This is a genomic window from Croceitalea rosinachiae (genome assembly GCF_031846445.1).
GTDB lineage: Bacteria > Bacteroidota > Bacteroidia > Flavobacteriales > Flavobacteriaceae > Croceitalea > Croceitalea rosinachiae.
This window is the reverse complement of the sequence record NZ_JAVRHR010000002.1, coordinates 501,938-526,657: the sequence shown is the minus strand read 5'-3', so window position 1 is coordinate 526,657 and position 24,720 is coordinate 501,938. Positions and strand designations below refer to the sequence as shown.

Below are 24,720 nucleotides of genomic sequence, written 5' to 3'. Positions count from 1 at the left end.
TTTCAGGTCTATTTACTGTCACATTTCGAATTTCTTGAAAACCCCCATAAAACAGTAATCAATCTGTAATTGGAACCGCCTATTATTATAAGATTCTTAGCTATATTTTGTTCAGAAACCCTTATATTTTAACAAAAGGATTTATGAACATAGAAACAGGAAAAACCATATTTGAATCATATCATAAAAAAGAAGGACTATTAGATGAGGTATTCGATAAAACTGGTGAGGCCAAATCGGTTTATCAAAAACTCTTTGATATTTATGGTGAACATTCCATTTCAGACTATGTAAATCTCAACAATAAGGCAAAAAAATCATTTTTTAATCAAGGAATTACTTTTCAAGTCTACAGTGATAACGAGACTAAAGAAAAAATTTTTCCTTTCGATTTATTTCCTAGAATTATTGATGCACAAGAATGGAATATCATTGAATCTGGTTCTATTCAGCGTAGTCGTGCTCTCAATTTATTTTTATGGGACATTTACCATGATAAAAAAATAATAAAAGACAAAGTAGTTCCTTTAGATTTGCTGAGCTCCTCAGCAAATTATTTACATCAAATGATGGGAGTTAATCCGCCAAACGGAATTTACAACCACATTTCAGGAACAGATATTATAAAACATTCCGATGGCAACTACTATGTTTTGGAGGATAATATCAGATGTCCTTCTGGGGTCAGTTATGTTATTTGCAATAGAACGGCATTAAAAAGAGCTTTATTTGGGGTCTTTAACCACTATCAGGCACATACCGTTACTAATTATGCCGAAAATTTATTGGATATTCTTGAGAGCGTTAAGCCACACGGAGTTGACAACCCTACTTCTGTAGTCATAACCCCAGGAATGTTTAATTCTGCTTATTACGAGCATTCTTATTTGGCTAAGGCCATGGGAGTTGAATTGGTAGAAGGGCGAGATCTTTTCGTTGAAAATGATTTCGTCTATATGAAGACTATAAATGGTCCTGAAAAAGTTGATGTTATTTATAGGCGTATTGATGATTTATTTATTGATCCATTGGAATTTAAACCTGATTCTTCTTTAGGAGTACCCGGCCTTTTCGCCGCTTATCGAAAGGGAAATGTTTGTTTGGCAAATGCGCCAGGCACTGGAGTAGCTGATGACAAGGCCATTTATACCTACATGCCACAAATCATAAAATATTATTTAAATGAAGACCCTATATTGAGCAATGTACATACGTATCATTGTAGTAGGCCTGATGAACTAAAATACGTACTTGAAAACGTTGACAAGTTAGTGGTCAAGCCTGTTGATGAAGCGGGAGGTTATGGAATTTCTATAGGCAATAAGTTAACCAAAGAAGAAATTAAAGTCGTACAAAACCAAATTAAAGAGAGCCCGAGAAAATACGTTGCCCAGCCAATCTTATCGCTTTCGGTTCATCCAACCTATATTGAAGAGAATGAGTCTTTTGAACAACGACATATTGATCTTAGAACTTTTACACTTTTAGGAAAAGATAAAGAATTTGTACTAAAAGGAGGTTTAACTAGAGTTGCTTTGCAAGAGGGAAATCTAATTGTTAATTCATCACAAGGTGGTGGGTCTAAAGATACCTGGGTACTAAAAAAATAACTATGCTATCGAGAGTTGCTGATAATCTTTTTTGGATGGGTAGATACATTGAACGTTCAGAGCATATAGCTCGATATCTCAATGTAAATTACTTTTCATCGCTAGATGCGCCTAACGAAATATCACAATCCCGTGATTTTGTTTTAAAATCTATGCTTTTCATGCTTGGCGAACCTGCACATGAACATGAAGTTCTTAATGAAGAAAAAGTGCTTTTTGATATTGGTTTAAACCCAGAGAGCTATTATTCTATTATCAACAACGTCAAAGCAATACGAGAAAATGCCAATAGCGCTAGAGATTTAATTTCCAACGAACTATATGAATCAATTAACAAGTACTATCATTTTATACTGAATTATGATAAGCAACTATTTGTTAAAAAGGGGCTTTATGACTTCACGGTAAATGTAACAGAACAAGCGCTGATTTTAAGAGGGAAAATAAGGGCTTCATTGCTTCATGATGAAGTTTACGCTATTATCATGATGGGCATTAATATTGAAAGAGCCACCCAAATTATACGTATTACCAATGCAAAATACCATGATGCTACTTTAGCCACCGGTAGCTATGGGGATACGGTTGGAAATAGCTTTGAATGGATTACACTTTTAAAATGTGCTGAAGCTTATGACATGATGCGACGTCATTATAGAAAAACCCCATCAAGCATTTCTACATTAGAATTTGTAATATTAAACGGAGATTGTCCTCGTTCGGTAATGAATAGTCTAGATCAAATTTGTAAGCATATCAATGTTCTCGATAAAACCAAGTATCCAACAAAAAATTCAACCGCCTTTTTGGTAGGGAAATTGAGGTCTGAGTTTCAATACATGAAGGTTGAGGAAATTGAAACAGACGTAAAAGGTTTTATAGAACGTATTCTTAGAAAATTATTTGAAATTAGTAAGCAAATGGAAGAAGAGTTTTTTAAATATTAGACTACCTTAACCTTCTAATTTTTAATTATAATGTCTTTGAAATACGAGATAGTCTACAAAGCCAAGAACACCTATGAAAACACCATATCTGAGGCATTTTGGCAATTTTTGATTGTTCCTGAAGAAAATGAGACACAAGAACTAGTTGAAAGTGAATTCAATGACAGTCATGAGACTATTAACGAATTATCAATAAATGGACTGGGTTTTAAGGTGATTAGAATTCGGCCGAGAAAAGAAATCAATACCATTTCGTTCTCAGCGCGTTTTGTGATTTTTAAACAAAATATAAATCCATATGATTTTAAACTAAATTACTCTCCCAGCGATGATTACGAGGAAATTCAAAAATTAGACTTTCAAAGCGAGCATGAACCCTATCTAAGGAAAACAGTGTTAACCAAACTGCCCGAAAAATATAAATCTATTTATGTTTTTTATCCCTTAACATCTGTATTTGAAAATTTAAAGTCATTAACCAATTGGGTTTTTAATAAGCTTTTTTTTAAGACTGGTGTAACGGACGTTCATACGACTCTTCAAGAGATTATTGAGAAAAGGCATGGTGTGTGTCAAGATTTCACTCATTTGTTTTGCGCGATTTGTAGAGAAAATAGTATTCCCGCTAGATATGTTTCTGGATATCTACACCAAGGAAATGGGTACTTTGGAGATTCACAAATGCATGCTTGGGCCGAAGCTTTTGTTCCTAATGTTGGTTGGATTGGCTTTGACCCTACCAACGATATTTTGGCTGACTCAAACCATATAAAAGTTTCACATGGAAAAGATTATAATGATTGTTCTCCTTTAAAGGGTATTGTATATGGTGAAGGAGGCAATGAAACAACATACACCGTTGAAGTACAAGCTTCTCAACAGCAATGAAACATCCCAAAAAAGAAATGTATTTTTGCCGGAAATATTCATGAATGATAACTACAGATCAACATAAAGGTCTTATGGATCGCCTTGGTGCGTTAAGGAGGTATCTTTGACATTGATGCCAAACTTATTGAAATAGAAAATGAAGAAGAGAAAACTTTAGAACCAGGTTTTTGGGATAATCCGCAAGAAGCCCAACTTCAAATGCAATCCATTAAATCGAAGAAAAAATGGGTGCAAGATTACAATTCGGCACAAACTTTGGTTAATGATTTAGAGGTATTACTTGAATTTCAACAAGCTGGAGAGGTTGATGAGGAAGAAGTAACCCAAAAGCACAATCAAGCGGCCGAGATTATTGAAAATCTAGAGTTTAAGAATATGCTCTCTGATGAAGGAGATGAGCTTACTGCTGTGCTTCAAATAACCGCAGGTGCTGGTGGCACAGAAAGTTGTGATTGGGCTGCAATGTTAATGCGGATGTATTTAATGTGGAGCGAAAAGAACCGATACAAGGTAAAAGAACTCAATTATCAAGAAGGTGATGTAGCAGGAATTAAAACTGTTACACTTGAAATTGAGGGAGAGTATGCTTTTGGCTGGCTAAAGGGAGAAAATGGTGTGCATCGTTTGGTGCGAATTTCCCCTTTTGACAGTAATGCCAAAAGGCACACTTCTTTTGCATCAGTCTATGTGTATCCACTAGTTGATGACACTATAGAAATTGATGTGAATTCAGCGGATATTGAAATTACAACCGCGCGTTCAAGCGGTGCTGGTGGGCAAAACGTAAACAAAGTAGAAACCAAAGTTCAGTTGGTGCATAAGCCAACTGGAATACAAATATCTTGTTCTGACTCTCGCTCGCAACATGATAATAGGGCAACGGCAATGAAAATGTTGAAGTCTCAACTATATGAGATTGAACTTAGAAAAAAGCAAGAAGCAAGGCAAGAGATAGAATCCTCAAAAATGAAAATAGAATGGGGATCACAAATTAGAAATTATGTCATGCATCCGTATAAATTAGTAAAAGATGTCAGAACGACCCAAGAAACCGGTAATGTAGATGCTGTAATGGATGGTGATATCAATCAATTTCTGAAAGCATTTTTAATGATGATGGGGCAGAAAGAATAATAAGCAGTTCGTCAAATTTTCTATTTGATTCAACAACAAATCTATTTAACAAACAATTAACCCATAAAGATTAAACCTTGGGGTAATTTCGAAATCTTAAATACAATGAAAAAGCTAACTACATTTACTTTTTTAGTTCTTTGCTTAATTGGAACAGAAATGGTATCCGCTCAATTTCGAAATAATAATCGTTATGGGAGGCAACAACGAACATCCATACCACAAGCTCAAGCTACGCCTGAAGAACCAAAACCTAAAACCGCGGACGAACTCGTTGACGAGCAAATGCCAAAAATTACAGAATCATTGGAACTTGATCCTTTTGAGGAAGCAGTTGTACGTTCAACCTTGGTAAAATATGTTACAAAGCGATTAGAGCTTCAAATTTTGAAGTTAGAACCTAAAAAAATGCAAGAGGAGTTTGAAAAGCTTGGAGAACAACAAACTGAAGAGCTTAAAGCAGGCCTGCCAGAAGATAAATTTGAAGCTTATTTAGAACTTCAAGAAAATCGCTTCAAGACTAAAAAGAAAAAGAAGAAAAAGAAGAAAAACAAAACCTAATATGCAAAAACTGTTTCTTGGGTTGTTACTGTTAGTAAACTCCTTTTTATCTGCTCAACGACCACAGAGTTCCAGCTCGATAAAAGTAAAAGGAACGGTTATAGATAAAGACTCCGGTAAGCCCTTAGAATATGCAACGCTCATCTTACAAAGTGTTCGCAACTCAGAAAATATAACAGGAGGTATTACCAATGAGAATGGTGAATTTAACATTGAAACCAAACCAGGTATGTATAACATATCCGTTGAATACATTTCATATGCTACTTACAAAAAAGACCGACAGTTACTGCGGGCTACTACTGATTTAGGTATAATCTCATTGTCAATCGATGTTTCTCAACTTGATGAGGTCGAGGTCATTGCAGAAAGAACTACTGTTGAGCTACGATTAGACAAAAAAATATATAATGTAGGTTCTGATTTAACCGTGAGTGGTGGCACTGTTAGTGATGTACTCGACAACGTTCCCTCTGTTTCTGTTGATGTGGAGGGTAATGTACAGCTAAGAGGTAATGATGATGTACGAATTTTAATTAATGGTAAACCATCTGCCATAACAGGACTTAACAGTGCAGAAGCACTTCAACAACTACCTGCTGAATCCATTGAAAAAGTTGAAGTTATCACTTCACCATCTGCACGGTATGATGCAGAAGGGTCGGGAGGAATCATTAATATTATTCTCCGAAGAAGTAAATTACAGGGTCTAAATGGGGCCATTACCACAAATTTGGGCTACCCGACCAGAGCGGGTCTTAATGGAAATATTAACTATAGAACTGGTGATTTGAACATTTTCACCAATGCCGGATATAACTATAGAAAAGGTCCAGGAAATTCATTTACAGATACCGATTTTTTTGACACAGCGGGTAATTTTACAAATAGTATTACAGAAACTCGTGAATTTGAAAGAATACGTAAAGGATTTAATATCAACTTTGGTGTTGAATGGTACGTTAATGAAACTTCTTCTATTACACAGACTATTTTTATCAGAAATTCTGACAACAGTAGCGAGACCACAAACAACTTCTCGCAGCAAGATGTTTTTGGAACAATCACATCTGGTTTTCGTTTTGATCCTGAAACTGAAGATGATAAAACATTTCAATATGGCATAAACTATGACAAGCAGTTTAATGGTGATTCAGACCATAAACTAACTTTCGCGTTTCAATATGAGACCAGCGATGAATTGGAAGAGTCTTTGATCGTTCAAAATGGTTTCGATAGTGAGAGCGTGCGAACTGATGAAGACCAACAGCGCATATTTATGCAAACAGATTATGTGGTACCAATTGGAAAAGGTGGGCAATTTGAAATCGGTTATCGTGGAGATTTTAATAAATTGGACACCGACTACGATGTTGCTTTTATTTCACCAACATTAGATGAGCTTGGAATAACAAATCCGAGCAATCTTCTCAATTTTAAAGAAACCATCAATGCCTTTTATACTCAATATGGAACAAAGATCAATAAGCTTTCTTTTTTAAGTGGATTACGTTACGAGTCTACTCGATTGATTATTAATCAAATTGAAACAGGTGACTTTAATCGTAATAATTTTGATGGCCTTTTTCCTACATTGAACCTTAATTTTGAACTTAGTGAGAAAGAGAGTTTTCAATTAGGTTATAATAGAAGAATACGGAGACCACGTTCCTTTTTTCTTAACCCATTCCCGTCAAGATCAAGTCCAACAAACCTTTTTCAAGGTAACCCGAACTTGACACCTTCTTTTTCAAATCAAATTGATCTTGGTTATTTAAAACGCTACGAAAAATTGACGTTAAACAGCTCCATTTATTTTCAAAGAGCTACAGATGTAATCACATTTATCACAGAAGATACCGGAGAGAATACCGTATTTGATGGAGAGGAAGTAAGTATTCTGAGACGGACACCGGTAAATTTGGCCAAAAACGATAGGTATGGTTTTGAGTTTAACACTAATTACCGTCCTTTAAGAAAGTGGAATATAAATGGGAATATCAACCTTTTTCAATTGGTAACAAGAGGGGATTTCAATGGCCAAAATTTTGATGCAGAAAATCTTAGTTGGTTCGCTCGTTTAAATAATAAAATCACCTTACCGTCAAATATAGATTGGCAAACCCGTCTTTTTTACAGAGGACCAACAGAGAATGCACAATCTAAAAATCAAGGTATTCTTTCAATGAGCTTGGCTTTTAGCAAAGATTTGTTCAAAGACAAAGCTTCTTTAGCAATAAGCATCAATGATGTTTTCAATAGCCGTAAAAGAGTAACTGAAACACGAACACCATTTTTTAATACAGATAGCGAGTTTCAGCGCAGGGTAAGAAGTTATAATTTATCTTTCACCTACCGATTCAATCAGAAGAAGAAACGTAGCCAAGGACGTGGCGGTGATGATGACAATGGCGGTGGAGAAGAATTTGGAGCATAAAAAAGGAGCCAATTGGCTCCTTTTTCTTTAATGCTATTTTATCTATTCGTTACGGGCAGCTCGTTTAGCTTCTCGTCTTTCTTTCCACATTTCAAGTAAATTTCCACCTAACCAATAAGGCACGACAAAAGTCAACAAGAAAATCATTAACCAAAATCCTATGGTCAGGATGGTTAAAAATGCTAAAAATCCGAGATATTGGTCAAATTCTACCATGATAATCTATTTATAATACAAAGATACCCTGAAAAGAATCAAAATTGCAAATCGATTTCAAAAAAATATCAGAAACCAACAAAAATCAGGAATTTATAAAAGCTCGAAACTTTACCTTTGTGGGCAGAAAACTAGCATTATGGATTATAGAATAGAAAAGGACACCATGGGCGAGGTAAAAGTACCTGCCGACAAATATTGGGGAGCGCAAACCGAACGTTCACGAAATAACTTCAAAATAGGGTCATCTGCTTCTATGCCTCTTGAAGTTGTCTATGGTTTTGCTTATCTAAAGAAGGCTGCAGCCTATACCAATCATGAGCTTGGTGTATTAACCATTGAAAAAAGAGATTTAATTGCTTCGGTATGTGATGAAATATTGACAGGCAAGCACGATGACCAATTTCCCTTGGTTATTTGGCAAACTGGTTCTGGAACACAAAGTAATATGAACGTTAATGAAGTGGTTGCGAATAGAGCACATGAACTTGCAGGCAAAACTATCGGAGAAGGTGAAAAAACCATACAACCCAATGATGATGTGAACAAATCACAGTCTTCCAATGATACCTTTCCAACGGGAATGCATATAGCAGCATACAAAAAGATTATTGATGTCACCATACCTGGTGTGGAACAATTACGAGATACGCTTCAAAAGAAATCGGATGAGTTTAATAAGGTGGTCAAAATTGGACGTACCCATTTAATGGATGCCACTCCTTTAACCTTAGGGCAAGAATTCTCGGGCTATGTGGCGCAATTGAACCACGGGTTAAAAGCGTTAAAGAACACCCTATCACATTTGAGCGAATTAGCACTTGGTGGCACAGCCGTAGGCACAGGTCTCAATACTCCTAAAGGGTATGATGTTTTAGTTGCTAAGTATATAGCTGAATTTACTGGGCTGCCATTTGTAACTGCTAAAAATAAGTTTGAAGCACTTGCTGCTCATGATGCTATTGTTGAAAGCCATGGTGCTTTAAAGCAATTGGCTGTTTCTCTAAACAAAATAGCAAACGATATTCGTATGATGGCATCTGGTCCGCGTTCGGGTATTGGCGAGATTATTATTCCTGCGAATGAACCTGGAAGTTCTATCATGCCCGGAAAGGTGAATCCAACACAATGTGAAGCCATGACCATGGTTTGTGCCCAAGTGATTGGAAACGACGTTGCAATAAGTGTTGGTGGCACCCAAGGGCATTATGAACTGAATGTTTTTAAACCCATGATGGCAGCAAACATTTTGCAATCCGCTCAATTACTAGGTGATGCCTGTATAAGTTTTGATGTGAATTGTGCTGCAGGAATTGAACCAAATCATGATACTATCAAAACTCTTTTAAATAACTCACTAATGTTGGTTACCGCCTTGAACACCAAAATAGGTTATTACAAAGCGGCAGAAATTGCTAATACAGCTCATAAAAATGGCACCACTCTAAAAGAAGAAGCTATCAATTTAGGTCATGTTACTTCGAAAGAATATGATGAATGGGTAAAACCAGAGGATATGGTCGGTGGTCTAAAATAAAACATCGTTTAAATGATATGATGACAATAAAAAGGGCAATCTGTTTAGATTGCCCTTTTTCGTTATGATAGTGTGTGGATAGTGTTTTAGCTTACTTTAAAGTGAACTTTGAAGTACCTAATAATTTTAGACCATCGTCATAAACGTTTACCATATAATTCCCTTTTTGGAAATCACCAGCTGGCTTGTTAATATAATCACAAACATCTAAGGAACTGTTCTCATAATAAAAACTTGTTCCTTTTGTGTAAGAGATTGAACCTCCATTTTCATTGGTAGTGGTCATACCTTCACCAAGAGTATTTCCTTGAGGGTCTAAAACCTCAATAAAAAATTCTCTGTCACCTGCTTCAGCAATAACATTATCAGCTACAGTAAAACAAACTTTAAATTTATCCGTTGCTTTCGCTCTTGAAGTAGAAACCAATTTTCCACTAGATCTTTCTTTAACCGCATCAATACTTTGGTTTGAAAGGTTAAGAGCAGCACCTCTTTCTACAGCATCCGCCAATTGCGTATTTGAAACAACCAAAGAATCATTAAAAACTGTTTGCTTTTCTAACTCTGTGAAGGTACTGTCACGTTGCATCGCTAACATACTATTAGATTGTGTCAATGAGTCAACTTGTTTTAACAACTCTTCTCTTTCAGCTTTAAGAACACTAACTTGTCTTCTATATCTTGACAAAGAAGCAATATCAGCTTTCATCACTTGAACCGAATCAAGGTATTTTGCAATGTTGTCTCTTGCCGCAACCAACTCTTCGTTAGTAGCATTACTTTCTAAAATTGCCTTGTCATATTCAGATTTAAGGCTATTTAAATCTTCAACAACCAATTCTTTTTCTTGTGTAAGTGCATCGGTAGTTTTCTTCTTGTCTTGGTAAAGACTTACAGTATAGATAATAGTACCTAAAAGGATAACTCCCAATAGTCCTGCTATTACTTTCAATCCGTTGTTACTTTTTGTCTCAGTCATAATCTTAAAATTTAATATACTTTATTTCAAGTATTTTACAGTGTTTGGTATATCTACGTTTATATTTTAACTTTTAGATGTTTTTAAACTTTTCAATATTAACTAAATCCTTATAAACTCAATAAATATGTACTTTTAGGGGTAAAATTATTTTTCTATGAGACACTACTTTTTTGTGATTTTCACATCATTCGCTATTTTGATGGGATGTATAGATAAGAAAAAAACAGCCTCAAAAACCACTTCTCAAATTACTAAGGAAATAATAAAGTTTGAAAAAGAGCTGGTTATTATCCCAATAGCGCATGCTACTGCGGTCTTAAATTGGGGTGATATTACTATATATATCGATCCCGTAGGTGGCTTAGCGGCCTTTGAAGGTCAAAAACAACCAGATTTAATATTAATCACAGATATTCACGGAGATCATTTTAGTTTGGAAACCTTGGAAGAATTGAATACTGAAAAGGCAAAGATTATAGTCCCGCAAGCAGTAGCTGACAAAATACCGGAAAAATTCACACCACAAATAGATGTTCTGAACAACGGTGATAATAAAGAACGTTTTGAAATTAATATTGAGGCGATACCAATGTACAATCTAAGGGAAGAGGCCTTAAAATTCCATACTAAAGGCCGGGGCAATGGTTATGTGCTAACCATAGGTGAAGAAAGAATTTATTTTTCAGGGGATACTGAGGATATCCTTGAGATAAGGGCACTACAAAACATTGACAAGGCCTTTATCTGTATGAACTTGCCTTATACCATGACCGAAGAAAGTGCCGCCAGTGCAACTTTAGAGTTCAAACCGAAACAAGTATATCCATACCATTATCGTGGCAGACCTGATATAAGTGATGTGGTGAAATTTAAAAAGTTGGTAAATGAATCTAATCCCAATATTGAGGTAGTTCAATTGGATTGGTACCCCAATGAAGATTATTGAAATTTATCTAATCAACTTTTTATATTTGATACGTTTTGGCATAATATCCCCTCCTAAACGTTTCTTTTTATTCTCTTCATAATCAGAAAAAGAGCCTTCAAAAAAATACACTTGAGAATCACCTTCAAATGCCAAAATATGAGTACAAATACGATCTAAGAACCACCTATCGTGAGAAATAATTACAGCGCAGCCAGCAAAATTTTCTAATCCTTCTTCCAACGCACGCAGGGTATTTACATCCAAATCATTGGTCGGCTCATCTAAGAGTAAGACATTGCCCTCTTCTTTTAGGGTCATAGCCAAATGCAGGCGGTTACGTTCACCCCCAGAAAGCATATTAACCTTTTTATTCTGTTCACTGCCAGAGAAATTAAAACGACTTAAATACGCTCGGGAGTTTACTTGTTTACCACCCATCATTACAAGCTCTTGACCATCACTAAAGTTTTCCCAAATAGACTTATCAACATCGATATTTGAATGGCTTTGGTCTACATAAGCTAGTTTTGCAGAGTCACCAACAGCAAATTCTCCCTTATCAGGAGTTTCTTCACCCATGATCATTCTAAAAATAGTGGTCTTACCAGCACCATTGGGTCCAATAATACCGACGATACCAGCTTGCGGTAGATTAAAATTCAAATCTTCATATAATAACTTATCACCATAAGCTTTACTCACTCCTTTAGACTCGATTACATTGGTCCCTAAACGTGGTCCGTTTGGAATGTATATTTCTAGTTTTTCTTCTAACTGTTTTTGATCTTGACTCATCAACTTATCATAGTTCTTAAGTCGTGCCTTTTGTTTGGTTTGGCGACCTTTAGCTCCTTGACGGACCCATTCTAATTCACGCTCTAAAGTTTTTTGACGTTTTGACGCCTGTTTGCTTTCTTGAGCTAGGCGTTTTGATTTTTGATCTAACCATCCAGAATAGTTTCCTTTCCAGGGAATACCTTCTCCCCTATCCAATTCTAAAATCCATCCTGCTACATTATCTAAAAAATACCTGTCATGGGTAACCGCAATTACAGTTCCCTTGTATTGCGCCAAATGATGTTCTAACCAATGGACAGATTCTGCATCTAAATGGTTTGTAGGCTCATCTAACAATAGAACTTCTGGTTCTTGTAGCAATAAACGACATAGCGCTACCCGTCTGCGTTCACCCCCGGAGAGTACTCCAATCTTTTTATCAGAATCTGGAGTTCTTAAAGCATCCATAGCTATCTCTAATTTGGTATCCAATTCCCACGCGTTTGACGCATCTATTTGGTCTTGTAATACGGCTTGCTTGTCCATAAGTTTTTGCATCTTATCAGCATCTTCATAGACCTCAGGCAAGCCAAACATATCATTGATTTTATTGTATTCATCAAGAATTGCAACAGTGTCTGCCACACCCTCTTTTACAATTTCAAGAACTGTTTTTTCTTCATCTAATTGTGGTTCTTGCTCTAAATATCCAACAGAATATCCCGGTGAAAAAACTACATCACCCTGAAAATTCTTGTCCACTCCAGCAATAATTTTAAGCAACGTGGATTTACCGGAACCATTTAACCCTAAGATTCCAATCTTAGCACCATAAAAAAAGCTTAGGTAGATATTCTTTAAAACTGGAGTATTGGCATTTTTATAGCTTTTAGTCACTCCGGCCATTGAAAAAATGACTTTTTTATCGTCTGACATGTTTTAGATAATTAGATTTGGATTGATTAGATTAAAGGATAATCAATTTATACTCGCCCTTTTAAAGCATTAAAGACCCATGCTACAGCCAAAAAACCGATACCAACAGAAGCAAAGCCCCAACCCGCAACCTCATCATATTTAAAAGCCCCAAGGGCAATCATCCCTATTCCGACAGCAATCATAATAAATGTGGCCCAAGCAAGTACAGTGTTCTTATTCATTCCCATAGGTTTCGTTTTATCCGTAAAATCAAATATCGTAAAAAATGAACAACCAAGAACTATGTTTTAGTTCTCAAAAGGAAAACGAACACCAGTTTTATGACGAATAGCATCTAAAAGAGAAATCAGCGCAATACTATCTTGATGTGACCATAATGAACTTTCCATTCTATTTTCCCTGATACAGTCATTCACCTCTTCAATTTCGTAGGTATATCCTTTACCAATAGTGGGTAACTTTACTCTTTCACTTTCTCCGCCAACATTCAATGTATATCCTTGAGTCTCATGGAACCTTGGTTCTAGAACGATACTGCCTTTAGTCCCCCCTAACCCAGCTGGCATAGCAGAATCATTGGCAAAACTGCTATTAAGTGTTGCCTGAGCTCCATCATAATTAAAAATCATGGAAGTCTGTATTTCTGTACCAATACTATTAAAATTAGAAACTGCTTCTATTTGTTTTGGCTTCCCCAGAAAAAGATATGCAAGAAAAATAGGATAGATTCCTATATCTAATAGGGTCCCACCTGCCAATTCAAGATTAAAAAGTCTTGATTCCATTGGTCTATCTAAAGCGTAAAAAGCAAAGTCGGCATTTACATAATTTAACTCTCCAAGTACGCCATCATCCACTAATTGCTTAACTTTTTTTATGGTAGGATTAAAACGAGACCACAAGGCTTCCATTAAAAAAACCTTGTTTTCTTTAGCCACAGCGATCATTTCAATAACCTCTTTAGAATTAACACCCATTGGTTTTTCACAGAGCACATGTTTGCCGGCTTTCATTGCCCTTATCGCTAAATCTTTATGAAAAGTATGTGGTGTCGCAATATAGAGTACATCTGCAGTATCACTTTCAAATAATGAATCGTAGTCATCAAAGACATGAGGTATTTGATAGGTGCTTGCAAAATCTTGAGCACGTTGTTGATTACGCGAAGCAACTGCTGTTAGTTCCGCATCATCTACCAACAGCAAATCATTGGCAAAGTTCTGTGCAATTTTTCCAGGTCCAACAATTCCCCATCGTGTTTTACTTTTCATACTTCCTTTATTAATGACATTAGTGCTTATCTTTAACCTTTAAATAGTTCAAATAAAGCATTCCATTTATGGATCTAAAGTTCAATAAAAACGAAGATCAAAACAAACTAAAAGTATCAGAACTTAAAAATCGATTTGCGCAAGTAAAATTAGGAGGTGGTAAAAGCCGAATTGAAAAGCATCACGCCAAAGGTAAAATGACAGCCCGAGAACGTATCGCTTATTTGTTGGATGAGGATAAGGATAGTATTGAAATTGGCGGGTTTGCTGGAGAAGGTATGTATGAAGAACATGGCGGATGTCCTTCAGCCGGCGTGGTAATAAAAATAGGCTATGTTCAAGGTAAACAATGTATAGTAGTTGCTAACGATGCTACTGTCAAAGCAGGCGCATGGTTTCCGATAACTGGAAAAAAGAACCTAAGAGCCCAAGAAATTTCTATAGAGAACAAGCTTCCTATTATCTATTTGGTGGATAGCGCAGGGGTTTATTTACCCATGCAAGATGAAATCTTCCCCGATAAAGAACACTTTGGACGTATTTTCCGAAACAATGCGGTAATGAGCAGTATGGGAATCACCCAGGTTTCTGCTGTTATGGGAAGCTGCGTCGCTGGTGGTGCGTATTTGCCTATCATGAGTGATGAAGCCCTAATAGTAGATAAAACAGGCAGTATTTTTTTGGCGGGAAGTTATCTGGTTAAGGCCGCTATTGGTGAAAGTATTGATAACGAAACTCTTGGTGGGGCAACCACACATTGTGAAGTAAGCGGTGTTACCGATTATAAAGCCAAAGATGATAAGGATGCCTTAGATACTATCAAAAATATAATGGGCAAGATTGGGGACTATGACAAAGCAGGATTCAATAGAATCAAAGCCCTAAAACCAAAAGAAAAAGAGGAAGATATTTATGGAATTCTTCCAGCATCAAGGGCCGATCAATATGATATGTTGGAAGTTATCAAACGATTGGTAGATTATTCCGAATTTGAACAATACAAAGAAGGTTACGGTAAATCGATATTGACTGGCTATGCACGAATTGATGGATGGGCGGTTGGTATTGTTGCCAATCAGCGTAAGGTGGTTAAAAACGGGAAAGGAGAAATGCAGTTCGGAGGAGTAATTTATTCAGATTCTGCTGATAAGGCAACCCGTTTTATTGCCAACTGCAACCAAAAGAAAATTCCTTTAGTATTCTTACAAGATGTTACCGGTTTTATGGTCGGAAGCAAAAGCGAACATGGCGGAATTATTAAAGACGGTGCTAAAATGGTAAATGCTGTTAGTAATTCAGTCGTACCAAAGTTTACAATAATAATAGGTAACAGCTACGGTGCTGGCAATTACGCTATGTGCGGAAAAGCTTATGATCCAAGATTAATTGTTGCTTGGCCAAGTGCAGAGTTGGCGGTCATGAGTGGCAATTCGGCTGCAAAAGTACTTTTACAAATAGAGAAGGCATCCCTAGAGAAAAAAGGAGAGAAAATCACACCTGAAAAAGAAAAAGCATTGTTTGACAAAATTAAGAGCCGTTATGACAATCAGGTTTCTCCCTATTATGCCGCTGCAAGACTATGGACGGATGCTATTATTGACCCTTTAGACACCAGAAAATGGATTTCAATGGGCATCGATGCTGCAAATCATTCGCCTATTGAAAAACAATTCAATTTAGGGGTATTGCAGGTTTGATTAATTTAAAATTCTTTTCATCCTTACATTGACAGTTGTTTTATTAGAAGTTTTGTGCACGACATTTTCCACTCCTTTCTTTGAAAATACAAGCACATCACCTTTTTTCGCATGTAACCTATAGCGTCCAAGGGTATCGGAAACAACTGTCTTAGAGGTTCTTAAATTTTTTACTTCTACGTTTGGTATCATTTTACCATTTATAACTATAAATCCAGATATATAACTTTGCTTTTGTGTCTTTTTGACTAAAATTCCCTTAAATTTTTCAGCTAATCGTCTAGAAACTAAAAGGGATGTTTCAAGTTGATAAGCCAAATTGAAATTTGAAAACTTTTCCCACTTATCTTGACTAGTATATTTTCGATATGACCCAAAACTCTGATAAGTAGCATCTATTGCAAACTCGGGTTCTGAATTTCCATAATAATTTACTAATTCGAGTGACACTATAAAGTCATCTTCCACAAATAGCTCAAAAGGGTTTAAATCAATTTGAACAACTTCACTATAATTATAAACCTTACAAAAAATGTTTTTACCAGATTTATTGAGATTTGTGTCCGGTAACCTATTAACTCCTCCGTCATCATCATAGATATTAATTCTTAATAAAACACTGTCCGCGGGAGCTTGTTTTATCTTAAAAGATAGTTTGTGTAATTGCCTTAGGCCATCTTTTGCGGTGATTCTTGTGGCCAATTCACCGCCTAAGGCAATATCATCTTTCCAATAACCAAAAATAATTTCCCCATAATTTTCGTAACCTATATTATCAGGGATAAATTCTTGACCATCATTGAACAAAACAACTTCATTCAACTCCACAACGGAAGGTTTTAAAGCAACATCTGGATACTCATTATAAACCAACTTTAGATCAGAAATAGGAAAATAAAGCGTCTCATAACCCAAGGCCGAGAACAGAATGCTCGTATCCAGTTCTAAGTTTTGTGGTTTTAAATACATATGAAAAAGCCCTTCTTCATCACTAACAGTGCCGACACCAGCCTCTTTAATACCAATATTTACATAGGGTATGGGTTCCTTAGTATTGGCATCAATCACACGACCTTTATAGTCTTTTTGAGCAACACTATATAAAGTGCCGATACTATTCAATAAAAAGAAAAGAACGATTTTTTTTACCACAGAAAACTTACTTTAGTTAATATGTAACATAATTGTTTTGTAGAGCGTTGTTTTCAAATGAGTTAGGCGCGACTTTAAAAACTAAATAATATATCGGGCCCTTCATGCCATCAAATCTTGAATTCAAAAAAGAACTGTCTGTCACTTTTCTCGGTCAATCGCAGTTCGTATTCTTCGTAACGACTGTTAGGAAAACCAAAATTATAGTCTAACCTGCACTTGATAAAAGTAGGTACCCCATTTTCGGTTTCGGTGCGCTTACCTTTGTACGAAATATTTACAATCCATTTTCCTTGAAGCCCATCGCCCGTCAATACAAACTGTTCAGAAGAGTAACCATTTCTCAGTTCATCCCTAATTCTATCTTTGTTCCCAAAATCTGTGTGCTCCCATTCGAAAAAACGTTTTTGGGGATTCACAAACTGAAGGTCAAATTCCGTATTCTCGTCGTTCCAATCAAAAACCAAACGCGCATTAAAGGTGGTACTTTCGAGATATGCAGGTGGAACTTGCGATAGGTCCAAATCTTTTTTGTGCTTGCTAATCAAATCCTTTAATTCAGCCCTGACCCTTTTGTGAAGCCCATCAAATGTCAGCTCTCTATTGGCCGAACCATCCATTATTGACAGGAATATATCCATAGCAGGCTGATATTCGCTCGAGTTTATATGGGCCAGGGCCATATCATAATACGATTGGGTCTTCCCCGGAAAGTCCTCCAATAGTTTTGAGGCAACCAAATACTGTAACTTGCTATCTTTATTTTTGCTGGCCTTCAAGAACAGACCCCGTAACTGCCCGTAGTCTGTTTTGTCACGTTCCATGATATTTGATGCTATTCTCATGGCGGACATGCCGTTCCTGGGTTTAAAAAAATCATATACATCCAAATAGTAAGAGTCAAGCTTGTCATATTTTTGTCGCTGTAGCAAATAGATAGCATAGGCATCTTCAAAATTTGGAGAAGAACTTAGTTCCTCAATATAGTTTATACTGGTATTGCCTTTAATGTTCAATTTTCCGTCAAAAATATTGTTCCTCAAACGTGCCGAGTCATAATTCTTTTCCCCTTTCTTAGCAGCCACTGCTGCCTTAGTTGTAATCATGAGAACGCCATTGGCTCCCAGACTTCCAAATCTATTCGTCGCTGCCAAGCCCTTAAGGACGGTAATGTCGGCAATATTGTCGGGGTTTAGATAGCTTGTGTCAACAATTTCTTGGGTAGACGAATTGGACTGGCGCAGAGGTACGTTATCCACCACTATGAGCGCATAATTATTAGAGGTGAGGCTGCTGCTACCGTTTCGTATTAATACTTGACTCAAATCTTCGTTCTGTCCGTGTCGAACACCTGCAAATTTGCCTTGTACGGCCGAGGACACGGTGGTATTGATCAATGTAATATCTTCATCACCAATGGACTGTACGTCATATCCCAATCGGTCCTTGTCAACTTTGCCCAAGCCTGTAGTGGCCAATTTCTTTGTACGTTCCTCAACTAGGGTTACCTCCTCTAAAGTATATATATTGGGTTCCAAGAAAACCTTTGTGTTTTCTTTGGAGGATATCCTCAAATTTTTATAGGTATTGTTCGCAACACTGCTCACTAAAATACTGTCCCCGATTTGGGCGTTGATGGCGAAATTGCCGTCCACGTCCGTCATTACCACATCTTCCTTACCCTTGATGGTTATCCTTACGCCGGGCACAGGTCGATTGTCTATGTAAACGCTACCCTTTATTGTTTCACTTTTAGAGACGGATTCTGTGCTTATACGGTTCTTTGGCAAATTCGAGGCAAAGTCCATGAGCCTGCTCTTGGTCAAGAGGACTGTTCGGTTCAAAAAATCAATATTTCTGTCCCCACTACTGTTAACGATAAAGCTTTTAGGTTTGAGAGGAAGGGCGTCCTGCATTAAAATGCTCTTGCCATCGGTAAAGACATAGACATTTTCATGCTTTATTCTATTTTCAAGTTTTGCATAGACCGTTCCGCCATCGTATACCATATTGGAGAGATCATTTTTCAATTGCTGCCAATCCCCGTCCACGATGCGGTATCCCTTTTCGGTAACCTCAATATTAAAGAGCAGCAACTGAACTTCTTGGTTCGGGTCTTTCCGAAAAATGTGTTCCAGAACAGAAAAATCTTTCTCCAGGTCTCTGTCAGTCATGGATAAAGAACTGTCCCAGCATAGGGTTGTTTGTCCCCATAGGGATGACCCAGATGCTAAGAATATAACAAACAAGACGATAACGCTTTTAGTCCATTTCATACCTGCTATTTTTAAATTATTCGAAAAATGTGCCTTATATAAAGTTGAATTAATCTTAAAGACTTTATTCTAAATTATATTTTTTTGTCGAAAATGAGGTTAATTACAGCCATTTTCCTATTATCTTGGACAGAACACAAATTATTACTCCCCTTTCATAATAATATTGGCCGTTGGCCTATCACCAACCGTCAGTACCATCAGTTTATATCCCTGCTTTTTAAAAAGAATTTCATCCCTTTTATCCGCAGCAATGGTATAACGTCCATCCTCATCTGTAAATACCGTTTCTTTGGTTCTAGTATTAGTCACTTCAACCCCGGGAACCATACGACCCTTTCTCAAGGCAAAACCAGAAATTGTTCTAATTTTTTTCTTTTTTCTGGCTTCTTTTTTTTCAAAACGCTGTGCTACTTTTTCAGAAACCATAAACTGGGTCTCCAAATAATAGGCCATACTCTCGTCAGCCATACGCTCCCATTTATCTTGACTGGCATATTTTCGATACGAGCCGTATTTATCGAAAGCCGCAGCTAAGACCAATCCAAGTTCTTTTTCTCCATATACCTTTAAAAGCTCTAGGGAAACCAGAAAATCATCTTTAACGTAAATGTCGTAAGGCTTCAAATCTACCCAAACAATTTTATCCGTTTTCTTTAGAGTGACCAAAACATTTTTACCTGATTTGTTTAAGTTGGTTTTTGGGCTTCCGATAGGACCGTCATCTTCATAAATATTAACCCTAAGCAATAGACTATCCGACGGATTGTGAAACACTTCAAATTGGAATTGGTCTAATCGACGCAGTCCACTTTTTACAACAATTCTTGTAGCCAATTCGCCTCCTAAGGCAATTTGATCTTTCCAATAGCCATAGGTTTGTTCCCCACGATTTTTGTACCCCACAAAGTCTGTGACAAATCGTTCTCCTTTATTGGATACCACCACTTCGTTCAATGCTATTCTTTCAGGTTTCATTTTGAAGACCGGATATTCATTATAAACCAAGGGCATTTTGGACAAAGGAATATTCAAGGGTGCATAGCCCAGGGCCGAGAATAGAAGAATTTCTGTTGGTTTTACTTGATTTTCTTCAAAGTACAAATGGAACAAACCCTCTTCATCACTCACTGTTCCAATACCCTGTTCTACAATACCTATATTGACGAATGGTATTGCTTCACCTGTTTTCGAATCTATAATCTTGCCCTTATAATCTCTTTGGGCAACACTGTACGTAGTTATCGTACAACCCAATATGAAGGAAAGAATTATTTTTTTTATCATAGAAAATATACTTTTAGCTTATGCCCGAATTAAAAAAACTATACGTTAGCTAACTACAATAAAAGCACGTAACGAAATTGAAAAGGATACATACTACTTTTGCTTTAGTAAACTTCCGTCGATGACTACGCCCCGACCTCCGACAAATTCATGCAACATTGAAGGATTTAACCAAAAAGGGATTTGCCTAAACTGCCTCGAAATCATGACATCATGTCTATCTTTTAAGTTTAATTCTTTATCATTCGTTTCAGAAAGTTGTACAACTTTGTTCAGGGTAGCAGCAGTCATAGTCAGGTCGGTTTTGAGAACAACCCCTCTTATTAATCGGTAAGGTGATTCTACTTTTTGATTTTTTGTCAAATCTTGTGCATAAGTTAACCCAATGCATGATAAAAACAATACAACACTAATCTTAATTTCTTTCATAGTTTTATTTTTAAATATTAATAATTTACTGACGCGTCAATGTGCGACCGCTAGACGCTATAGTGAACAATTCTTGATTGACGTTCTTTAAATCGAGCTTAAAGACCTTAGTTTCCTTACGCTGCGTATCTAAGCCATAATCATAGTATACAGTAGCCTTAAGATAGGTCGGTGTTAGGCTCTTGTTGCCCAAGTAGTTTATGTTTATCTTCCATGTACCACCTAATGAACCGTCCATTAAGTATTCCTTTACGTTATATCCAAAGTCTTTCTCCCTTCTTATCTCATCAGTATTGTCTGCTATGCCGTGTTTCCATGTGTAGTAGTCGTTCTCGCGATTTACATGCTGCAACTCAAATTCAGCCTCATTGTCATTCCATTCGAACACTAAACGTGTTCCCTTAAAATCCTTTTCTGAAACCGCAGGTATTTTGGACTTACTTATATCAAAAACCGCACCTTTCTCAAGTGTCAATAGGTTGTTGAACTCTCGATTTATTATCGGACTAAAACCCATTATGTCCTCTTCTAAAAAACCTTCCTCTATAAGATAATTATATCGAGCGTATATGGCAGCAGCGTGACTTGGATCTTTTAGGTTTCTATAGCTGTTTGCCATATCCATATAACTCTGCACGTAGTTGGGCCTAAGGATAAAGATTTCCTTGTAAATATCGTTCGCCTTCTCAAAGCGCTGTTGCGACTCATAAGTATAGGCCAAAGCCTTCATAAGCACGGGGTTATTGGCGTAAGGGGTAAAATGCTCCTTGATGATACTATCTGCGAAAGCTACTTCGTTGTATTTTTCTACAAAAAATTCATAGGCATCCAATAGAAAGTAGGGAGAATTCGAATAGGTCAAATGGTACTTTTCAAAAACCGCTTTTGAGTCTACAAGCGAACTGCTAGCTCTTAGCTCCTTTAAGTACGTAGGAGCGTTCTTGGCCACTTTTTCGCGACTTAAAGCATTAACAACGGAATTCGTTTTTCTTAGTGGCTGCTGTTCTCGGTTGATTAACTGCTCTTTTGTGGGGGAAAAATTAGCGGATTTTGTATTGATTACAAAAACGCCTCCTGCTCCAAGGGAACCATACTTAACCGTACCTGCTAGGCCAGCAATAAGAGCAACCCGTTCAATGTCCATAACATTTAAAAAAAGTGGAGGATCGGTATATAACATCCCATCAACCTCATAAGCAGCTGCTATGGGAAGAAGTATAGATTTTGCTCTTAAGTAAATAACTGCTGCAGGGTCATCTGGAGAAGTTCCTAGCTCTGGATATCCTTCGGGACTTATCTTGACAGAAGCGAACATGCTCTGTAAAACTCCCAAAATATTAGTTGCAGCGTAATTAATTTTATTACCGTCGCGGATCTGTACAGAATAACCAGCAGTTTTTTTATTCAAATACCCAAATTTTGTTCTTATGATATCCTGATCAAAGTTATAGGAATCATTCAACTCCTTTTGTGATTTTCCTTCAAATCTAATATCTGAATTCTTAGATTTACCTTCTAAGGTAACCCCTTCCAATTGTTCAATTTTTGGAACCATCTTGATATTTAAAGTTCTTGTCACATCTTCTACTAAAATGGTTACAGTACGCATACCCACATAAGAAAATTGTAACCTATCCCCTTCAGCTACTTCAATTCTATACTTACCGGCCGCATCCGTAACAGTAGAGATATTCTTATCCGCAATGGAAACGTTAACACTTTCCATCGCCTTGATACCATCACTTACTAGTCCAGAAACTGTTTTTATCTGTTGTGACATAGCCAAGTTACTTAAGAATAGCAACCCACATAAAAGAGAGAGATTTTTCATAAAAATGCTTTTTTTTAGATTGTTTTGAGTTATTTTCCAAATTATGATGCTTCCACTTCTTACCTTGAGACCATCTTGCTTCCTACGGTCAAAGGGAACAGTTCTTGATTAACATCTTTAAGGCTGAGCTTAAACACTTTAACCTCTTTGCGCTGCGATACCTGACCGTAATCATAATATACAGTTGCTTTGAGATATGTCGGGGTAAGGCTCTTATTGCCATGGTATTTTACATTGATCTGCCAGGTACCCGGTAGCGAATTGTCTATCAACTCTTCCTTTATATTATAACCAAAATTCTTTTCCATTGCAATCTGTTCCGCATTGTCGGCCAAACTGTGTTTCCATAGACTATATCGCTTGTCTGGACTTACGAATTGAAGGTCAAACTCAGCCTCCCCATCATTCCATTCGAATAAAAGTCGAGTACCCTTAAATTCTTCTTTTGCCAAATACAACTTCTTTTTGGAGTTAGCCATCTCCATTACAGCTCTACGTTCCAATGCTAATAAATTGTTGAACTCACGGTTCATCATGGGCATGAGGCCAATGGTATCAAGCTCCATAAAACCCACCTCCACCAAATAGTTATACCGAGCGAAAATGGTAGCTGCCTGCTTGGCCCTTCCAATATCGCGATAGCTTTTTGCGATATCAATATAACTCTGGCCGTAATTTGGACGTAGAATAAAAATATCCTTATACAGTTGATTGGCCATATCATAATTGCCCTGTGCTTCATATTGGTAGGCCAATGCTTTCAAAAGGACAGGGTTAAAATCAAAAAGATGAAAATTTTCTGATATGATCTTATCGGCAAAATCGCTATCGCCATTTTTGACAAAGTATGACTGGGCATCTAGAATAAAGTATGGGGCGTTTGAATAGGTTTTTGAATACTTGTTGTAAATCGTTTTGGCATCCTCGCTATCCTTACTTGTATAAAGATCTTTTTTATAGACAGGCCAATTATTGCTGACCTTTTCACGTATTAGCGCATCATTCTTGTAGAAATTATTACGTAAACGTGCGTGGTCTATAAATTCTTCGTTTTTTAAGTTAGCGCCTACGGTATTGACAACTACAACACCCGAGGCACCCAAACCACCATAAAGTGTAGTGGTAGCCAAATTACCAAATATAGCCACACGTTTGACATTGTTGATATCCAACCACCAAGGGAAATCAGTAAATATTTGTCCATCTATATCGTATATAGCAGCAATAGAATTATTGATTGAATGTGCGCCCCTAATAAGAATAGCACCACCCGTAATACCAATACCATTGCAATTACCGACCACAGATACACCTGGAAATTTACCTCTTACCAAATCTAAAAGACATAAATTAGCTGGATTGATTTGGTCTTCCGTCAAAATTTGAACACGACCGGCCGCCCTATCTGTATTTAAAAAACCCCAGGCGGTCTTAATAATTCTTTTGTTCGCTGGGTAGTCTTCTGCCAAATCCTTCTGTGAAAGCCTTTTTCTGAGAGTTAACTCGACCTCGTCCAATTCGGTGATGTCAGGAATCATAACAGGATTTAGGATTCGCGTAACATCCTCAATTTTGATGCGAATTGTTTTTAGACCTGTGAATGAAAAACTTATCAAGTCACCAGTTGCAACTTCAATTTGGTACTTCCCTTTTTTATCGGTCAAGGCCATTTGTGACAAACCTTCTACCTGTACGCTAACATTTTCAATAGGATTCTTGCCGTCGGTTACCGTGCCCTTGAGTTGCCGTTTATCTTGACCAAAGGCAAAAACGACCAAGGATAGCGTCAAAACTATAGATAGAACATACTTTCTCATA

General features: G+C 36.9%; 20 protein-coding genes. 9 read left to right on the top strand and 11 right to left on the bottom strand.

Annotated elements, in window-relative coordinates; genetic code table 11:
* Nucleotides 1–143 precede the first annotated feature (143 nt).
* From RM706_RS10135 to RM706_RS10110, 6 genes are all read left to right on the top strand, one after another.
* Nucleotides 144–1,610 carry a circularly permuted type 2 ATP-grasp protein gene (locus RM706_RS10135; protein ID WP_311351035.1) on the top strand — a complete coding sequence of 489 codons (1,467 nt, stop codon included), beginning with the start codon at nt 144–146 and terminating at the stop codon, nt 1,608–1,610.
* A gap of 2 nt (nt 1,611–1,612) precedes the next feature.
* A complete protein-coding gene (locus RM706_RS10130; protein WP_311351033.1) occupies nt 1,613–2,557 on the top strand; it encodes an alpha-E domain-containing protein in 945 nt (314 codons plus the stop codon).
* A 30-nt stretch (nt 2,558–2,587) separates the two neighbouring features.
* The gene (locus tag RM706_RS10125) at nt 2,588–3,445 is read left to right on the top strand and encodes a transglutaminase-like domain-containing protein (RefSeq protein ID WP_311351031.1); all 858 of its coding nucleotides are present in this window, start codon (nt 2,588–2,590) and stop codon (nt 3,443–3,445) included.
* Between the two features lie 44 nt (nt 3,446–3,489).
* A protein-coding gene (prfB, locus tag RM706_RS10120) for a peptide chain release factor 2 (protein WP_311351029.1) occupies nt 3,490–4,582 on the top strand; the annotation gives its coding sequence in 2 pieces (ribosomal slippage) (nt 3,490–3,552 and nt 3,554–4,582; 1,092 coding nt in all).
* Nucleotides 4,583–4,687: 105 nt separating this feature from the next.
* Nucleotides 4,688–5,143 (top strand): hypothetical protein, encoded by a 456-nt coding sequence (locus tag RM706_RS10115; protein WP_311351027.1) that lies wholly within the window; start codon nt 4,688–4,690, stop codon nt 5,141–5,143.
* Between the two features lies 1 nt (nt 5,144).
* Entirely contained in the window at nt 5,145–7,580 is a 2,436-nt protein-coding gene (locus tag RM706_RS10110; RefSeq protein ID WP_311351025.1) for a TonB-dependent receptor, read from the top strand.
* Between the two features lie 42 nt (nt 7,581–7,622).
* Here the strand turns inward: RM706_RS10110 and RM706_RS10105 are convergent, their stop codons facing one another.
* Entirely contained in the window at nt 7,623–7,796 is a 174-nt protein-coding gene (locus RM706_RS10105) for a hypothetical protein (protein WP_311351023.1), read from the bottom strand.
* Nucleotides 7,797–7,935: 139 nt separating this feature from the next.
* Between RM706_RS10105 and fumC the strand changes: the two genes are divergently transcribed.
* On the top strand, nt 7,936–9,333 hold the full coding sequence (fumC, locus tag RM706_RS10100; protein ID WP_311351021.1) for a class II fumarate hydratase: 1,398 nt from the start codon (nt 7,936–7,938) through the stop codon (nt 9,331–9,333).
* 91 nt (nt 9,334–9,424) lie between these two features.
* Here fumC and RM706_RS10095 read toward each other — a convergent pair whose 3' ends face one another.
* The gene (locus RM706_RS10095; protein WP_311351019.1) at nt 9,425–10,312 is read right to left on the bottom strand and encodes a DUF8428 domain-containing protein; all 888 of its coding nucleotides are present in this window, start codon (nt 10,310–10,312) and stop codon (nt 9,425–9,427) included.
* A gap of 157 nt (nt 10,313–10,469) precedes the next feature.
* Between RM706_RS10095 and RM706_RS10090 the strand changes: the two genes are divergently transcribed.
* Nucleotides 10,470–11,261, top strand: a complete 792-nt coding sequence (locus tag RM706_RS10090) for an MBL fold metallo-hydrolase (RefSeq protein WP_311351018.1) — start codon at nt 10,470–10,472, stop codon at nt 11,259–11,261.
* 3 nt (nt 11,262–11,264) lie between these two features.
* Here the strand turns inward: RM706_RS10090 and ettA are convergent, their stop codons facing one another.
* Genes ettA through RM706_RS10075 form a run of 3 tightly spaced genes read right to left on the bottom strand, consistent with a single transcriptional unit; the run spans nt 11,265 to nt 14,230 of the window.
* Nucleotides 11,265–12,956: an energy-dependent translational throttle protein EttA gene (gene ettA, locus RM706_RS10085; protein ID WP_311351016.1), complete on the bottom strand. Its 1,692-nt coding sequence runs from the start codon at nt 12,954–12,956 to the stop codon at nt 11,265–11,267.
* Nucleotides 12,957–13,003: 47 nt separating this feature from the next.
* Entirely contained in the window at nt 13,004–13,186 is a 183-nt protein-coding gene (locus RM706_RS10080; protein WP_311351014.1) for a CAL67264 family membrane protein, read from the bottom strand.
* 60 nt (nt 13,187–13,246) lie between these two features.
* Complete coding sequence (locus RM706_RS10075; RefSeq protein WP_311351012.1) at nt 13,247–14,230, bottom strand: Gfo/Idh/MocA family protein; 984 nt, start codon at nt 14,228–14,230, stop codon at nt 13,247–13,249.
* Between the two features lie 68 nt (nt 14,231–14,298).
* Here RM706_RS10075 and RM706_RS10070 point away from each other — a divergent pair, with 68 nt between their 5' ends.
* Nucleotides 14,299–15,927 carry an acyl-CoA carboxylase subunit beta gene (locus tag RM706_RS10070; RefSeq protein ID WP_311351010.1) on the top strand — a complete coding sequence of 543 codons (1,629 nt, stop codon included), beginning with the start codon at nt 14,299–14,301 and terminating at the stop codon, nt 15,925–15,927.
* Here RM706_RS10070 and RM706_RS10065 read toward each other — a convergent pair whose 3' ends face one another.
* The 6 genes from RM706_RS10065 to RM706_RS10040 form a co-directional block, all read right to left on the bottom strand.
* On the bottom strand, nt 15,928–17,079 hold the full coding sequence (locus RM706_RS10065) for a carboxypeptidase-like regulatory domain-containing protein (protein ID WP_311351008.1): 1,152 nt from the start codon (nt 17,077–17,079) through the stop codon (nt 15,928–15,930).
* Between the two features lie 110 nt (nt 17,080–17,189).
* Nucleotides 17,190–19,355, bottom strand: coding sequence for a DUF2135 domain-containing protein (locus RM706_RS10060; RefSeq protein WP_311351006.1), 2,166 nt, complete (start codon nt 19,353–19,355; stop codon nt 17,190–17,192).
* A 144-nt stretch (nt 19,356–19,499) separates the two neighbouring features.
* On the bottom strand, nt 19,500–20,642 hold the full coding sequence (locus RM706_RS10055; protein ID WP_311351004.1) for a carboxypeptidase-like regulatory domain-containing protein: 1,143 nt from the start codon (nt 20,640–20,642) through the stop codon (nt 19,500–19,502).
* Between the two features lie 93 nt (nt 20,643–20,735).
* Nucleotides 20,736–21,071, bottom strand: coding sequence for a hypothetical protein (locus tag RM706_RS10050; RefSeq protein ID WP_311351003.1), 336 nt, complete (start codon nt 21,069–21,071; stop codon nt 20,736–20,738).
* A 25-nt stretch (nt 21,072–21,096) separates the two neighbouring features.
* Entirely contained in the window at nt 21,097–22,902 is a 1,806-nt protein-coding gene (locus tag RM706_RS10045; protein ID WP_311351001.1) for a DUF2135 domain-containing protein, read from the bottom strand.
* 59 nt (nt 22,903–22,961) lie between these two features.
* Nucleotides 22,962–24,719, bottom strand: a complete 1,758-nt coding sequence (locus tag RM706_RS10040) for a DUF2135 domain-containing protein (RefSeq protein ID WP_311350999.1) — start codon at nt 24,717–24,719, stop codon at nt 22,962–22,964.
* Nucleotide 24,720 lies beyond the last annotated feature (1 nt).